General features: G+C 68.7%; 14 protein-coding genes. 3 read left to right on the top strand and 11 right to left on the bottom strand.

All coding sequences use genetic code 11. The features are described from left to right. Positions 1 to 321: 321 nt before the first annotated feature. From C8261_RS13630 to C8261_RS13590, 9 genes are all read right to left on the bottom strand, one after another. A complete protein-coding gene (locus C8261_RS13630; protein WP_235864928.1) occupies positions 322 to 1014 on the bottom strand; it encodes an SPOR domain-containing protein in 693 nt (230 codons plus the stop codon). A gap of 50 nt (positions 1015 to 1064) precedes the next feature. Then, positions 1065 to 2432 (bottom strand): TrpB-like pyridoxal phosphate-dependent enzyme, encoded by a 1368-nt coding sequence (locus tag C8261_RS13625; protein WP_107494383.1) that lies wholly within the window; start codon positions 2430 to 2432, stop codon positions 1065 to 1067. Between the two features lie 84 nt (positions 2433 to 2516). Next, entirely contained in the window at positions 2517 to 3263 is a 747-nt protein-coding gene (locus C8261_RS13620; RefSeq protein ID WP_107494275.1) for a type III pantothenate kinase, read from the bottom strand. Next, positions 3260 to 4060: a biotin--[acetyl-CoA-carboxylase] ligase gene (locus tag C8261_RS13615; protein ID WP_107494274.1), complete on the bottom strand. Its 801-nt coding sequence runs from the start codon at positions 4058 to 4060 to the stop codon at positions 3260 to 3262. The genes C8261_RS13620 and C8261_RS13615 overlap by 4 nt, the downstream gene beginning before the upstream one ends. A gap of 294 nt (positions 4061 to 4354) precedes the next feature. Continuing rightward, the gene (gene ntrC, locus C8261_RS13610) at positions 4355 to 5782 is read right to left on the bottom strand and encodes a nitrogen regulation protein NR(I) (protein WP_107494273.1); all 1428 of its coding nucleotides are present in this window, start codon (positions 5780 to 5782) and stop codon (positions 4355 to 4357) included. A gap of 44 nt (positions 5783 to 5826) precedes the next feature. Then, a complete protein-coding gene (glnL, locus tag C8261_RS13605) occupies positions 5827 to 6900 on the bottom strand; it encodes a nitrogen regulation protein NR(II) (protein WP_107494382.1) in 1074 nt (357 codons plus the stop codon). An 89-nt stretch (positions 6901 to 6989) separates the two neighbouring features. Next, the gene (locus tag C8261_RS13600; protein WP_107494272.1) at positions 6990 to 7484 is read right to left on the bottom strand and encodes a DUF4124 domain-containing protein; all 495 of its coding nucleotides are present in this window, start codon (positions 7482 to 7484) and stop codon (positions 6990 to 6992) included. A gap of 123 nt (positions 7485 to 7607) precedes the next feature. Then, a complete protein-coding gene (gene glnA / locus C8261_RS13595) occupies positions 7608 to 9017 on the bottom strand; it encodes a type I glutamate--ammonia ligase (RefSeq protein ID WP_107494271.1) in 1410 nt (469 codons plus the stop codon). Between the two features lie 179 nt (positions 9018 to 9196). Beyond that, a complete protein-coding gene (locus C8261_RS13590) occupies positions 9197 to 10366 on the bottom strand; it encodes a cation diffusion facilitator family transporter (protein ID WP_107494381.1) in 1170 nt (389 codons plus the stop codon). A gap of 95 nt (positions 10367 to 10461) precedes the next feature. Here C8261_RS13590 and C8261_RS13585 point away from each other — a divergent pair, with 95 nt between their 5' ends. The 3 genes from C8261_RS13585 (at position 10462) to C8261_RS13575 (ending at position 12590) form a co-directional block, all read left to right on the top strand. Further along, on the top strand, positions 10462 to 10914 hold the full coding sequence (locus tag C8261_RS13585; protein WP_107494270.1) for a rhodanese-like domain-containing protein: 453 nt from the start codon (positions 10462 to 10464) through the stop codon (positions 10912 to 10914). A gap of 41 nt (positions 10915 to 10955) precedes the next feature. Next, a complete protein-coding gene (nadA, locus tag C8261_RS13580; protein ID WP_107494269.1) occupies positions 10956 to 12056 on the top strand; it encodes a quinolinate synthase NadA in 1101 nt (366 codons plus the stop codon). 87 nt (positions 12057 to 12143) lie between these two features. Then, entirely contained in the window at positions 12144 to 12590 is a 447-nt protein-coding gene (locus tag C8261_RS13575) for a hypothetical protein (protein ID WP_107494268.1), read from the top strand. 6 nt (positions 12591 to 12596) lie between these two features. Here C8261_RS13575 and C8261_RS13570 read toward each other — a convergent pair whose 3' ends face one another. Then, positions 12597 to 13046: a cupin domain-containing protein gene (locus C8261_RS13570; protein WP_107494267.1), complete on the bottom strand. Its 450-nt coding sequence runs from the start codon at positions 13044 to 13046 to the stop codon at positions 12597 to 12599. Continuing rightward, complete coding sequence (locus C8261_RS13565; protein WP_107494266.1) at positions 13043 to 14137, bottom strand: RuBisCO large subunit C-terminal-like domain-containing protein; 1095 nt, start codon at positions 14135 to 14137, stop codon at positions 13043 to 13045. Before C8261_RS13565 ends, C8261_RS13570 begins: the two co-directional genes overlap by 4 nt. Between the last annotated feature and the right edge of the window lie 144 nt (positions 14138 to 14281).

The following is a 14281-nucleotide window of genomic DNA, read 5'->3' as shown; positions in this document are numbered from 1 at the left end:
ACGGAATAGCGTATTTCGTTGCCGGGTTAGTAACTGACATGGGCGGGCAGTCCGGCAGTCACACAGGGCGTCGGGGCTGAGCCCTTCGGCGGTGCTCAGGACCGGCCTGTCGAAGCCCGTTCGAAGGCACTGCCATCAAGTGCCCTTCGACAGGCTCAGGGCGAACGGCGTACCCGTTTCCTGCGTCTGCTTTGCCACACCCGCGGCGGGGCTCGCTTCGCTCAGGGCAAACGGTAGTGGCTGTCTCCAGGACTCGCCCGGCCGCGCCCACGGCAGGGTTTGTGCCAATCCGGCGCAAGGGCGCAGCCGGCTTGATCGGCATCAGGGTTCCGTGCATGGCTGCGGGGTGGTGCCCGCAGGCAGGGCGGCGCTTGCCAGGCGGGTGTCGATCTCGCTCTGCGGGCCGCGGATCTGCAGGCTGTGGGTGGTGATGCTGCGGCTGGTGATGCCGGCGCTGCGCACGCCGGCGCGGCGCAGGTTGGCCAGATGCTGGTTGGCCGCGGCTTCCGACTTGAACAGCCCGAGCGAGACCGAATACTGCGTGGGGCCAGCCTCCTGGGTGATGAAGAAGTCCGTCACGCCCAGCGCGCGCAGTTCGCGGCCCTTGCGGTCGGCGTATTCGCGGGTGCCGTCGGGGGGGATGCGCACCCACCACGACGAGGTCGTCGTGGTGCTGTCGCGGCGCACCTCGAAGAGGGGGCCGTCGAAGCTGCGTGCGAGGGTGTCGGCAGCTTCGCCGCCGAGCCCACCGAGGCTGACGCACGCGGCTTGTGCCACCGGCAGTGCGCCGGCGGGGGCGGCAGGAGCAGGCGCTGGCTGTGAGGGGGCTGGCTGGGCTGGCGGCGCCGCGGGGGGACGTTCGCCGTCGAGGGCGATGCGCTCGGGGTGGAGCTGGTTGGTCAGGCGCTCAGGTTCGCCGGCAGGTGCCGCAGTGCCGAAATAGCCCTGGTTGGCCGCCAGGGCCAGCAGGTTGAGCAGCAACAGGACGATGAACAGCAGGCGCAGGATGGACATGGCGTGCGGGGGTGGTCGCCGGGAGCCGTCAGGCGGCTCCCGGCGAAGGGTCAGCCGAAGCGCGGGAGGTGGGCGAGGGACTGCGCCACCGCTGCGGCGGGGTAGTCGTAGTTCTCCAGCTTGCCGCCAAAGAAGCGTTCGTAGGAGCTCATGTCGAAGTGGCCGTGACCGGTGAGGTTGAAGAGGATGGTCTTCGGCTCGCCGCTTTCCTTGCACTTCAGGGCTTCATCGATGGCCGCGCGGATGCCGTGGCAGGACTCCGGTGCGGGGATGATGCCTTCGTTGCGGGCGAACAGCACCCCGGCTTCGAAGGTGGCCAGCTGCGGCACTGCCACGGCTTCGACCAGCCCTTCGTGGAAAAGCTGCGAGACCAGCGGCGAGTCGCCGTGGTAGCGCAGGCCGCCGGCGTGGATGCCGGGGGGCATGAAGTCGTGGCCGAGAGTGTACATCTTCATCAGCGGGGTGAATCCGGAGGCGTCGCCGAAGTCGTAGGCGTACTGGCCCTTGGTCAGGGTCGGGCAGGAGGTCGGTTCCACCGCCACGCAGCGCAGGTTCTGCGCACGCTTGTCGCCGGCGGCCTTGTCGGCGAGGAAGGGGAAGGCGATGCCGCCAAAGCTGGAGCCGCCGCCGCAGGGGCCGATCACCACGTCGGGGTAGAGGCCGATCTTGTCGAACTGCTTCTTCGCCTCGAGGCCGATGATGCTCTGGTGCAGCAGCACGTGGTTGAGCACCGAGCCGAGGGTGTAGTTGGTGTCGGCGCGCCCGGCGGCCTCTTCCACGGCCTCGGAGATCGCCAGGCCGAGCGAGCCCTGGTTGTCGGGGTCGCGGGCGAGGGTGTCGCGGCCGGTCTGGGTCATCTCCGAGGGGCTGGCGAACACCTCGGCGCCCCAGGTCTCCATCATCAGGCGGCGGTAAGGCTTCTGCTGGTAGCTCACCTTGACCATATAGACGCGCACTTCCATGCCGAACATCTGCCCGGCGAAGGAGATCGACGAACCCCACTGGCCGGCGCCGGTTTCGGTGGTCAGGCGCTTGATGCCGGCCTGGCGGTTGTAATAGGCCTGCGGGACGGCGGAGTTGGGCTTGTGCGAACCCGCCGGGGAGACGCCTTCGTACTTGAAGAAGATCTTCGCCGGGGTGCCCAGCGCGCGCTCCAGGCGCACTGCGCGCATCAGCGGCGCCGGACGCCAGATCTTGTAGATCTCGCGCACTTCGTCGGGGATGGCGATCCAGCGCTCGGCGCTCATCTCCTGCTCGAGGATGGCGCCCGGAAAGATCGCGCCCATCTGCTCGGGGGTGGCGGGGTTGCCGTCGGGCCCCAGCGGCGGTGCCGGCGGGTTGGGCATGTCGGCGACGACGTTGTACCAGTGGGTGGGGATTTCGTTCTCGTCGAGCAGGATGCGCGTGGCTTCAGTCATCATTTCTCCGTCATGTCGTGTGGCGTCGCACTGGCGCCGGAATGCCGCCGTCGTGGTGCGTGGGCTGCGCCGTCCGGGCGAATATTAGCCCATCGGGGCGCCCGGCGGCAGTGCCCGGGCGGCGATCGCCAGGCCCTGCAGGACCAGTGTGTCCTCCTTGCACAGGGGCATCTGCAGCAGGTCGGCGAAGCGCGCCGCGGCGCCACCGGTGAGGATGCAGCAGGCCTGCGGCTGTGTGGCGACGCGGGCGTAGAGGGCGTTGACCGCGCCGGCCTGGGCGAGCAGGCAGCCGCTGACGATGGCATCGGCGGTGTTGCGCGGGAAGTCGCAGTATCGACCGTCGGCCAGCGGCAGCTGGGCGGTGTTGCCGGCGAGGGCGCGCAGCATCAGGTCGACGCCGGGGAGAATGACGCCACCCCGGAAGCGGCCGTCGGCGTCGAGCACGTCAGCCGTGGTTGCGGTGCCGGCGCTTACCACCAGGCAGGGGCCAGGGTGCAGGTGGCGGGCGCCGATCAGCGCCGCCCAGCGGTCCGCACCAAGCTGGGCGGGGTTGTCGTAGGCGTTGCTGACCCCCGCGCAGTGTGCGCTGGCGTGCAGCCATTGCAGTGCGCACGGCGCCAGCGCGGCGGTCATGGCGGCGCCGAGCGCGGCGCCGGCGACATTGCATGCAAAGGCGCGCTCAAGGCGCGGATGGCGGGCACACACGGCACGCAGCCCTGCCACTTCGCTGTGGTTCAGCGCGCCGCTGTCGAGCCATGCGCCGGGTGCCGCGTCGTTGGCGAGAACGGCCCACTTGATGCGCGTGTTGCCGGCGTCGATGAGCAGGATCATGGTGCCGCCCGCAGCGAGACTTCGCCGGAGAGGATGCGCTGCAGGCCGCCGGAGGTGTCGAGCAGCAGCGCGCCGTCGTCATCGACGCCGGCGCAGCGGCCGTGCACCGTGCTGCCTTCGCCCTCGATGCGCACCGGCAGGTCGGCGAAGGCATTGCGCTGCATCCACGCCCCGCGCAGGGCGGGGAAGCCGGCACTGGCATAGGTCGCGAAGAGGTCGTGGAGCTCGGCCAGCACGCGCCCCAGCAGGGCGTCGCGCGATGGCGGCTGGCCGTGGCTGGCGAGGTCGGTGATGCCGTTGTGTCCGGGGATGGCGGCGTCCGGCGGCAGCCCCAGGTTGATGCCGATGCCGATCACCGCCGCCGGGGTGCGCCCACGGCCGGGGATCAGCTCGACGAGAATGCCGGCCACCTTGTCGCCATTGATCAGCACGTCGTTGGGCCACTTCAGCTGCACGCCGGGGATGGCGAGGCTCTCCAGTGCGCGGGCGACGGCAATGCCGGCGACCAGCGAGAGCCCGGCCGGTACCGGGCTGCCGGTCGGAAAGCGCCACAGGGCGGAAAAGGTCAGGCTGGCGCCGGGCCAGGCCATCCAGCTGCGCCCGCGCCGGCCGCGCCCGGCGCTCTGGCGCTCGGCGAGCAGGACGTGGATGCGGCCGTCGTCGGCGGGCGGATGGTCCACCAGTGCGCTGTTGGTGGAAGCGCATTCGTCCACCGCGCGGATGGCAAAGGCGCCGGCACGGAGGCCAAGTGCCTGCAGGCAGGCCGGAAGGTCGAAGGTGGCGGGGGCGGCGATCATGGCGGTAACGCTGGCGTGAGGCCCGCCATTATCGCGGAAAGCGCACTGTCTGCGCTGCCCCGTGGGCAGGGGCGGGATGCTCCTCCCCCTTCAAGGGGGAGGCAGGGAGGGGGATGGGGTATTGCTTGCGCGGTTCAGACCCATCCCCACCCCAAGCCGGGAGTCTCCCCTTTGCTCCGCCGCTCCGGCGGCGCAGAGCGGTGCTCTGCGAAACCCCGCCTTCGCCCCCCTTGAAGGGGAGGGGGCCACGCCTTAACGACCGTTCATGCAATTGCTCTATGGCCGAGAACTCCCTCAGCCCTGCTCCACCCCTGCCTCGCCGCCGCGCCCGTCATCCATGCCGAGCTCCTGGATCTTGCGGGTGATGGTGTTGCGGCCGATGCCGAGCAGCTGCGCGGCATCGATGCGCCGTCCGCCGGTGCTGGCCAGGGCGCGACGGATCAGCGTGCGCTCGAACTCCTGGGTGAGGAGGTCGAACACTGCGCCTGGCTGCGTGGCGATGAGGCGGTCGGCTTCGGCGCCGAGGGCGTCGGACCACTTCTGTGCCGGCGTCTCGTTCTGCGGTTGCTCGCGGATCTCCGGCGGCAGGTCGTTGACCTCGACGGTCTGCCCGGGGGCCATCACCGTCAGCCAGTGGCAGAGGTTCTCCAGCTGGCGGACGTTGCCCTGCAGGGGCAGGGCCTGCAGGTACTTGAGGGCGGCCTCGGAAATGCGCTTGGCCTCCACGCCAAGATCCTGAGCGCTCTTCTGCAGGAAGTGGCGGGCGAGGATGGGGATGTCCTCGCGCCGTTCGCGCAGCGGCGGCAGGCGCAGGCGGATGACGTTGAGGCGATGGAAGAGGTCTTCGCGGAACAGCCCCTGGCGCACCCGTTCTTCAAGGTTCTGGTGGGTGGCGGCGATCACCCGCACATTGGCCTTCACCGGCTGGTGGCCGCCGACGCGGTAGAAGTGGCCGTCGGAGAGCACGCGCAGCAGCCGCGTCTGCAGCTCCGGTGGCATGTCGCCGATCTCGTCGAGGAACAGCGTGCCGCCGTCGGCCTGCTCGAAGCGTCCGCGGCGCTGGGTGGCGGCGCCGGTGAAGGCGCCGCGTTCGTGGCCGAAGAGTTCGGATTCGAGCAGGTCGCGCGGGATGGCGGCGGTGTTGATGGCGACGAAGGGGCCGTCGCGGCGCGGGCTGTGGCGGTGCAGGGCGCGCGCGACGAGTTCCTTGCCGGTGCCCGACTCGCCGTTGATCAGCACGGTGGCGTGGGACTGGGCGAGGCGACCGATGGCGCGGAAGACTTCCTGCATCGATGCGGCCTGGCCGAGGATCTCCGGTGCGAGGGCGGTTTCCTCCTGTGCCCCAAGCTGGTGCGTGCACTGTTCGAGGGCACGGCGTACCAGCGCCACCGCCTGATCGACGTCGAAGGGCTTGGGCAGGTACTCGAAGGCGCCGCCCTGGAAGGCTGCCACCGCGCTCTCCAGGTCGGAATACGCGGTCATGATGATTACCGGCAGCTGCGGGAAGCGCGCCTTGAACTTCTGCAGCAGTTCGAGTCCGGACTCTCCCGGCATGCGGATGTCGGAAATCAGCGCCTTGGGCGGACTGCCCTCGTCTTCGAGGGCCTTCAGCACCTCGGTGGCGGAGGCGAAGCTGCGGTGGTCGATGTTCTCGCGGCCGAGCGCCTTTTCGAGCACCCAGCGGATGGAGCGGTCATCATCAACGATCCAGACTGTATTCATGGCCTATGCACTATTTTGGTGCGAGCTGGCCTGAGCACAAGGGTTCAGGTCCGCTCGGTGATGGGCAGCAGGATGGTGAAGCAGGTGTGGCCGGGCCGGCTGTTCACTTCAATCATCCCCTGGTGCTGCTCGATGAAGCTCTGGGCCAGCGAGAGGCCCAGTCCGCTTCCGCCTTCCCGCCCCGAGACCAGTGGATAGAAGATCTTGTCGCAGATCTCTTCCGGGATGCCGGGGCCGTTGTCGATCACTTGCAATTCCAGTGCCAGCTTGAAACGGCGCTTGGCCAGCGTGACCTGGCGCGCCACGCGGGTGCGCAGACGGATCTCGCCGCGACCGTCGAGGGCCTGGGCGGCGTTGCGGACGATGTTGAGGATGGCCTGGATGAGTTGCTCGCGGTCGGCGGTGAGCTGGGGCAGGCTGGTGTCGTAGTCGCGCCGCACGCTGAGGTTGGGAAACTCGGCGAGGATCAGCCGCCGCACGCGTTCGAGGACGTCGTGAATGTTGAGCTGCGCCGGGCGCATCATGCAGTGCGAGGTCAGCAGGCGGTTCATCAGGTCCTGCAGGCGGTCGGCCTCGGCAATGATGACTTCGGTGTATTCGCGCAACTGCGGGTCGTCGAGCTCGTGTTCGAGCAGTTGCGCGGAGCCGCGGATGCCGCCGAGCGGGTTCTTGATCTCGTGGGCGAGGTTGCGGATCAGCTCGCGGTTGGCCTGCTGCTGCTGCAGCAGCTGCTCTTCGCGGGCAACGCGCAGTTGCGCGTCGATGGGGCGGAATTCGAGCAGCAGGCGCACGTTGTCGGCCTCCACCGGGCTTACCGTGCAGTCCAGGTGGAGGGCGTCGCCGCCGGGGCGCTGAATGCGCAGGTCCTGCCCGGTGTGGCTCCAGCTGTGGTGCAGGGCGCTTTCCAGCGCGGCCATCAGGCCGGCCGGCTCGCCCCCGAGCAGGCGGGTCAGGGGCATGCCGAGGAGCTTGCGCTGGCTGATCGCGAAGAGGTTCTCGGCGCTGGGATTGAGGTGGCGGATGAGCAGGCGGGCGTCGAGCAGGACGACTGCGGAGGAGAGCAGGTCGAGTCCGGCGAAGGGGTTGCTGCCGGGCGGAGAGGAGTCGTGTCGGGCCATGTGCGCGGTGTGCGTTTGCTGCGGTTTGCTGGCGACCAGGCTGCAGTCGGTCGGCAATCCGCAAGCAAGACGCGCGCCAGCGGGCCGGCTTACCTCAGGCTGCGCAACTCGCGCTGGATGGCCTCGATGTTGCGCTGGTGCAGTTCGACCTTGTCCTTGAAGGGCTGCAGGCGATCGAGCACGCGCTGGTAGTTGCGTTCGTTGCCGTGGCGGATGCCTTCCTGCTCGGTCAGTGCGGCCTGGGCCTCGGCGAGCGCGGCCTGTTCGGTGGCCAGTTCGCCTTCGAGGATCTGCCGCCGGGTGCCGTCGCGGGCGCGCTGGTCGCCTGGGGTGACGCGCGGGAAGTCGCCCGGTGTGGTGGCGGGGGGCGCAGGGGTGGTGGCCGGCGCCGGCGTGCTCGCCGGTGCCGGGACGGTGGACACGCGCTGATCGTCGGAGAGCACGGTACAGTTCCCTCGGGCGGCGCCGCGGTCATTGGTGTAGGTGACGCGGCCTTCGGCATCCACGCACTTGTACACCTGGGCGTGGGCCGGTGCGGCAAGCAGGGCGGTGAGCAGCAGGAGCAGGCGGGTGGGCAGGTTCATCGTGCGATGATAAGCGATATGACTTGCGGGTGGTGTGATCACGGGCCCCGGCGGGCAGATTACACCCGAAAAAAAGGGACGGGCAATGCCCGTCCCTTCTTAACGCATGAACCGCCTGAACGATTACAGGCTGTAGTACATGTCGAACTCGACCGGGTGAGTGGTCACGCGCAGGCGGTTCACTTCCTCGGACTTCAGCTCGATGAAGGCATCGATGAAGTCATTGGAGAACACGCCGCCGCGGGTCAGGAACTCGCGATCCTTGTCCAGTTCGGCCAGCGCCTGGTCCAGGCTGAAGCACACGGTCGGGATCAGCGCGTCTTCTTCCGGCGGCAGGTCGTAGAGGTTCTTGTCGGCCGGGTCGCCCGGGTGGATCTTGTTCTGGATGCCGTCCAGGCCCGCCATCAGCAGCGCGGCGAAGCACAGGTAGGGGTTGGCAGCCGGATCCGGGAAGCGCGACTCGATGCGACGACCCTTGGGGTTGGCGACGTAGGGGATGCGGATCGAGGCCGAGCGGTTGCGCGCGGAGTAGGCCAGCTTGATCGGCGCTTCGTAGTGCGGCACGAGGCGCTTGTAGGAGTTGGTCGACGGGTTGGTGATGGCGTTGAGCGCCTTGGCATGCTTGATGATGCCGCCGATGTAGTACAGCGCGGTCTCGGAGAGGCCGGCGTAGCCGTTGCCGGCGAAGAGGTTCTGGCCGTCCTTCCAGATCGACTGGTGGACGTGCATGCCGGAGCCGTTGTCGCCGACGATGGGCTTGGGCATGAAGGTGGCGGTCTTGCCGTACTGGTGGGCGACGTTGTGCACGATGTACTTCAGCGTCTGGGTCCAGTCGGCGCGCTTGGTCAGGGTGCTGAACTTGGTGCCGATCTCGCACTGGCCGGCGTTGGCCACTTCGTGGTGGTGCACCTCGACCGGGATGCCGGCGCCTTCCAGGGCCAGGCACATGGCGGCGCGGATGTCGTTGAGGCTGTCGACCGGGGGGACCGGGAAGTAGCCGCCCTTGACCTTCGGACGGTGGCCGGTGTTGCCGCCTTCGAACTTGTCGGCGGTGGACCAGGCGGCCTCTTCGGAGATGATCTTGCTCATCACGCCGGACATGTCGACCGACCATTCGACGGCGTCGAAGATGAAGAATTCGGGTTCCGGACCGAAGAAGGCGGTGTCGCCGATGCCGGTGCTCTTCAGGTAAGCCTCGGCGCGCTTGGCGATCGAGCGCGGGTCACGGTCATAGCCCTTGCCGTCGGACGGTTCGACGACGTCGCAGGTCAGCACCAGGGTGGTTTCGTCGAAGAAGGGGTCGATGTAGGCGGAGGAAGCGTCCGGCATCAGGATCATGTCGGAAGCCTGGATGCCCTTCCAGCCGGAAATCGACGAGCCGTCGAAGGGGTGGCCGTGCTCGAAGTGTTCCTCTTCGAAGGCGGACACCGGCAGACCGACGTGCTGTTCCTTGCCGCGGGTATCGGTAAAGCGCAGGTCCACGAAGCGCACTTCGTTTTCCTGGATCATCTTCATGACGTCTTGAGCGTTCATATTCACTCCTGGTGAGCTGAGGCGAAATTCGGGGTAACGGTGACTCCGTTACGCCCTTAAAAGCAGTATCCGTGCCAAGGTCCTTCGGGCGCGCAGGCTATTGTGACACAAGGGCCATTGGGCGGCGTGCGCGGCATTGATGGCACCATTCTGGTGCGCAAATTGGCATGCATGCCCCGTCATGGGGCGATGTGGGCATGAAAAGTGATCCTGCGGAAGGCCGGACGGTCCGCAATGGCGCAGCGCGCGCGCTCTTTGAGTGCATGAAGGCCTGCCGGTGGCACTTCCGGGAGCAGGACTTCGATCTCGACGCGGTCACCGAGATAGTGCAGCTGCACCCGTCTGGGTTCCAGCGCCAGCGGCGCCAGCAGTTCGCTGACCAGTGCTTCCACTTCGGGGCGCCCGGGCAGCGGTCCGGGGGCCATGTTCTGCAGCACGCCGTCGTCTTCCGGGTCGATGTGCACCAGCACCTCCTGCACCTCGGGGTGGGCGGCGCGCACGCGCAGGTAGACGGCGTCGGAGATGTGGTGGCCTTCCGACACCGAAATGCGCGGGTCGACCAGCACGTGGGCATCGCACAGCACCTTGTCGGCCATGCGGCGGGTGCGCAGGTCGTGCAGGCCGACCACGCCGGGGGTGGCGGTGATGGTGGCGCGCAGGCGCTGCAGTTCGGCTTCCGGGAGGCCGGTGTCGATCAGTTCGCGCAATGCCCGCCAGCACAGGCGCAGGCCCATGCTGAGGATCAGGAAGCCCACCACGGCGGCGGCCAGGGGCTCCAGAAAGGGGTAGCCGGCGAGGCTGCCGCCGATGCCCGCGGCCACCACCAGCGACGAGGCGGCGTCCGAGCGCGCGTGCCAGGCGTTGGCCTCCAGTACCGGCGCGCGCAGGCGGCGCGCGGCGCGCAGGGTGTAACGGAACAGCCCCTCCTTGGCAAACAGGGTGAGCAGCGCCATCGCCAGTGCGGCGCCATGAATCTCGGGCAGTGCTTCCATGTTCTGCAGGCGCAGCCCGGAACTCCACAGGAAGCCAACGCCCACCGCGCCCAGCACGGCGCCCAGCACCAGGGTGGCGGCGGTCTCGATGCGGCCGTGGCCGTAGGGGTGGTTCTTGTCTGCCGGGTCGGCGCCGCGGCGCGCGGCGACCAGCACCATCAGGTCGGTAATGAGGTCCGACAGGGTATGGGCGGCATCGGCGACCAGGCTGAAGGCATTGGCAGCCAGGCCGACGATGACCTGGCCGATGGCGAGCAGGGTATTGGTGACGATGGCCACCAGCGTGACGCGCTGCACCGCGCGGCCGCGCTCCTGCGAGGCCGCGGGGGTGGTCGGACTGGGAAGAGGGTGGGGCATGTGCGGTTCCGGTGTGCGCGGTATACTGATCAGTTCCAGGCGCATGCCGCTTCGCGCATGCGCGCCAACCCGCGAATTCTAGCCGGATCGACGCCATGGCCACCCTCTCCGATTTGCTCAGGCTCGCCGCCGAACGTGCCCGCGACTGTCAGTTGCCCTATCAGGGCGCGCTGACCCCGAAGGAAACCCTTGAGGTCTGGCAGCAGGCCCCCGGTGCCAAGCTGGTCGATGTGCGCACGCGCGCCGAGCTCGACTGGGTCGGGCGCATCCCCGGTGCCGTGGAGATCGAGTGGCAGGGCTATCCCGGCGGCCAGCTCAACCCGGCCTTCACCGCGCAACTGCGCCAGCAGGTCGATCCCGAGGCGCTGGTGCTGTTCATCTGCCGTTCCGGGGTGCGCTCCGATGCTGCGGCGCGGGCCGCGCTCGCGGCTGGTTACTGCAACTGCTACAACGTGCTGGAAGGCTTCGAGGGTGACCGCGACGCCAATGGCCAGCGCAACCGCATCGGCGGCTGGCGCCACGCCGGCCTGCCCTGGCATCAGGGCTGACAGTCAGGCCCGTTCATCCGCATTCGAGAACCGCACCCACCATGCAAGTCGCCCCCATCGCCTTCGACCGTTTCAACGCCCTTGCCGACAGCGAGGCCCAGGAACGCATCCGCGCCGCGCGCGCGCGCCTGGGCCAGCGTGCCGTGCTGCTCTGCCATCACTACCAGCGCGCCGACGTCTACCAGCACGCCGACCTCACCGGCGACTCGCTCAAGCTCGCCCGCCTGGCCTCGCAGACCGATGCCGAGTTCATCGTCTTCTGCGGCGTGCATTTCATGGCCGAAGTCGCCGACATCATGTCGCGCCCCGGGCAGACCGCCATCCTTCCCGATCTCGCCGCCGGCTGTTCGATGGCCGACATGGCCAACCTTGCCAAGGTCGAACGCTGCTGGCGCGAGCTCGGCGAAGTGCTGGAAACCCCGGACGCCCAGATCACCCCGGTCACCTACATCAACTCCGCCGCGGACCTGAAGGCCTTCTGCGGCGAGCACGGCGGCATCGTGTGCACCTCCACCAACGCCCCGGTGATCCTCGACTGGGCCTTCGCCCAGCGTGACAAGGTGCTGTTCTTTCCCGACCAGCACCTCGGGCGCTGGACCGGCTACAAGAAGGGCATTGCCCTCGACGAGATGGTGGTGTGGGACCCCGACCTCGAATACGGCGGGCTCACCCCCGAGCAGATCCGCAAGGCCAGGATCCTGCTGTGGAAGGGACACTGCTCGGTGCACCAGATGTTCCAGGAAAGCCACATCCGCCGCTGGCGCATGCAGCACCCCGAGGGGCTGGTGATCTCGCACCCGGAGAGCAGTCTCGAGGTGTGCATGAACTCCGACTACGTCGGCTCCACCGAGTACATCATCAACACCATTGCCGCAGCCCCCGCCAATACGCGCTGGCTGGTCGGCACCGAACTCAACCTGGTCAACCGCCTCGCGGAAGAAATGAAACCGCAGGGCAAGATCGTCCAGTTCATGGCCCCCACGGTGTGCATGTGCTCGACCATGCAGCGCATCGATCCGCAGCACCTGGCGTGGTCGCTGGAGAACCTTGCCGACGGCAAGGTGGTCAACGCCATCCGCGTACCGGCGCATGAGGCGGAACTGGCCCGTGTGGCACTGGAGCGCATGCTGGCGGTGTCCTGACCGGCTGCGGGCGTCAAATTGACGCTGCCGGGTGCAGCAACTACGATGAAAGTAGAACTTCAGCCATCGCGCTGAGCATTGCCGTGGATGCCGCAGGCCGCAGGGGTGGCCGCGCTGACGGCCAGAGGGGTGTTCTTCATGAGCGCGTCGATCCAGGGTGCTACCGCCGCCGGGTTTGCCCAGCTGCAGCGCATGCAGGCCGAACGCACTGCGGCGCAGGCCGAGGCGCGCGCCGATGCGCTTGCCGATGCGGCTGCGGAGGCGCGCCGCGAGGCCGATGCGGCGGTGAAGCGCGCCGACGACGTGGAGATCGACTTCGAGCGCGCGCGCAGCACCGCCGACACCCTGCGCCAGGCGGTGAGTACCGCACAGGGCTTCGACGAATTGCCGGCACAGATCAGCGAGCGCATCGAGCGCCTCGCCGCTGCCGTGAGCCGTGAGGAAAATGCCGCGGCAGAAGTCTATGGGCCGGCTGCGGAGGTCGCCACACCGGCGGCGCCGCGTCCCGGCGCGCTGGTGGACGTGCGCGCCTGAGCGGGTTCAGACGCGGATGAAGGCGGCCACCAGAGGATCGCGGCGGAGCGCTTCGAGGTCGCTGGCGCTCGGTAGCTGAGGGCGGTCGCGGTCCACGTTGACCATGCACAGAAAACCCAGATGTCCACCCGCGCTGGCGCGGAACTGGTGCCAGCTCTGCGCCGGGACATGCACCAGATCGTGAACGCCGATGGCGCGCACGGCACCGTCCACCAGGCAGGCGCCGCCGCCGGAGAGGATCAGCACGGCGTGTTCGTGCTCGTGGCGCTCAAGGGTGGAGTGGCCCTCGGGGGCGATCTCGAAGTAGCGCAGCTCGCAGCCCAGTCCGGTGCTGCGGAACAGCAGCTGGCGGCTGATGTCGCGGAAGGGCGCGCTGCCCTCGGGCTTGTAGTCGAGGACGTCGACGTCCTCCCAGCGGCAGGGGGCGCTGCGCCGGCGCAGGGGCGGGTGGCTCATGGGGTGTTCTCCAGGGCATGGACGCGGCGCACGAAGTCACCCGCGGCAGTGCGCAGGTCGGCGGCCTCGAGCAGTGCGCCGCCGATCAGCAACATCACCTCGCGGCCGTAGAAGCCCACCATTTCCTCCACCCGGGCCGGGCTCATGCCGCCGGCCGGCACCGGCATTGCCGGCCGCAGCCCGCCCCAGGGGCGGCGCGCGGCGTCGGCGATGTCCTGGCAGCTGGCCGCCGTGTAGCCGAAGCGCCCGCCATGATTGGGGTAGATCACTGCGTCGGCGCCGGCGAGGCGGAAGAGCTTGCCGATCAGCGTCGCGGGGGCGATGCGCGCGGCGCCGCCAAGGGCCGGGTGGGCCATCACCGCAAGGCCGCTGGCGGCGATCTCCTGCACTGCGCCGAGGCCGCTGATCATCGGTGCCAGCATCACCATGCGCACCCCGGCTTCACGTGCGGCGCGCAGTTGTTCGCCGATCCGCAGCGGGCCGCCGCTGATGTTCGGCACATACACGCACTGCCGACCGCTGGCGCGGTTGGCGGCGTCGATGGCGCCCTGCACGGCGGCCACGCGCGCGGCGAAAGGCGCGCTGTGCTGGTCGGCGAGGCCGTGGTCGTCCTTGATGAAGTCGATGCCGGCCGCCGCCAGCGTGCCGGCCAGCGCTGCCAGCGCGGCAGGGCTGCTGCCCTGTGGCTTGAGAGCGCTGCAGGTCAGCGGGCGTGCCGTGGCGCCGCACAGGGCGCGCAGTCCGCCAGTGCCGTGGCTGGGGCCGCCGAAGGCGCGCAGTGCAGCCTCGGGCAGGTCGACGTCGACGAGGCTGACCTCTTCCTGCAGGGAACAGTTGCCGAACAGCATGTTGAGGAGCTGCCCGGCCTCGCCGCCGGTGGTCTCCATGGCAATGCCGAGGGTGACGCGAAAGTGCCCGGGACCGTCGGCGGCGATGTCCTCGACGCGGGCGACGACCTCGTCGTGGATGCGCTGCTCGGTGATTGCCGCCGGCGGCATCTCCACGCTCTGTTCGATGGCAAGCGCGCGGGCGCGGGCGTCGATCGCCGCGGCGCTGGCGCGAATGCGGTAGCTGGCCTGCAGTCTGTTCATGAAAGTGGTTTAATTGTACCTAGAAACCTCAGTTGGACGTGTTCGAGTGTGCGTCTGGCGAGCCGTCTGGCAAGGCGCGACGACGCGGCATGGTCTTCCACGGCCGGATTTGCACATCCGACCGGCTCCGGCGGCGCGGCGCAT

The organism is Pseudothauera lacus, from assembly GCF_003034845.1.
Lineage (GTDB): Bacteria > Pseudomonadota > Gammaproteobacteria > Burkholderiales > Rhodocyclaceae > Pseudothauera > Pseudothauera lacus.
The sequence above is the reverse complement of the archived record's forward strand: the minus strand, read 5'-3'. Positions and strand labels throughout refer to the sequence as shown.

Excerpts from the sequence above, each read along its gene's own strand:
- C8261_RS13630 (WP_235864928.1), bottom strand. The coding sequence starts at position 1,014 with ATGTCCATCCTGCGCCTGCTGTTCATCGTCCTGTTGCTGCTCAACCTG.
- C8261_RS13565 (WP_107494266.1), bottom strand. The coding sequence starts at position 14,137 with ATGAACAGACTGCAGGCCAGCTACCGCATTCGCGCCAGCGCCGCGGCG.
- C8261_RS13600 (WP_107494272.1), bottom strand. The coding sequence starts at position 7,484 with ATGAACCTGCCCACCCGCCTGCTCCTGCTGCTCACCGCCCTGCTTGCC.
- C8261_RS13585 (WP_107494270.1), top strand. The coding sequence starts at position 10,462 with ATGGCCACCCTCTCCGATTTGCTCAGGCTCGCCGCCGAACGTGCCCGC.
- glnA (WP_107494271.1), bottom strand. The coding sequence starts at position 9,017 with ATGAACGCTCAAGACGTCATGAAGATGATCCAGGAAAACGAAGTGCGC.
- C8261_RS13615 (WP_107494274.1), bottom strand. The coding sequence starts at position 4,060 with ATGATCGCCGCCCCCGCCACCTTCGACCTTCCGGCCTGCCTGCAGGCA.
- glnL (WP_107494382.1), bottom strand. The coding sequence starts at position 6,900 with ATGGCCCGACACGACTCCTCTCCGCCCGGCAGCAACCCCTTCGCCGGA.
- nadA (WP_107494269.1), top strand. The coding sequence starts at position 10,956 with ATGCAAGTCGCCCCCATCGCCTTCGACCGTTTCAACGCCCTTGCCGAC.
- C8261_RS13590 (WP_107494381.1), bottom strand. The coding sequence starts at position 10,366 with ATGCCCCACCCTCTTCCCAGTCCGACCACCCCCGCGGCCTCGCAGGAG.
- ntrC (WP_107494273.1), bottom strand. The coding sequence starts at position 5,782 with ATGAATACAGTCTGGATCGTTGATGATGACCGCTCCATCCGCTGGGTG.
- C8261_RS13575 (WP_107494268.1), top strand. The coding sequence starts at position 12,144 with ATGCCGCAGGCCGCAGGGGTGGCCGCGCTGACGGCCAGAGGGGTGTTC.
- C8261_RS13625 (WP_107494383.1), bottom strand. The coding sequence starts at position 2,432 with ATGACTGAAGCCACGCGCATCCTGCTCGACGAGAACGAAATCCCCACC.
- C8261_RS13620 (WP_107494275.1), bottom strand. The coding sequence starts at position 3,263 with ATGATCCTGCTCATCGACGCCGGCAACACGCGCATCAAGTGGGCCGTT.
- C8261_RS13570 (WP_107494267.1), bottom strand. The coding sequence starts at position 13,046 with ATGAGCCACCCGCCCCTGCGCCGGCGCAGCGCCCCCTGCCGCTGGGAG.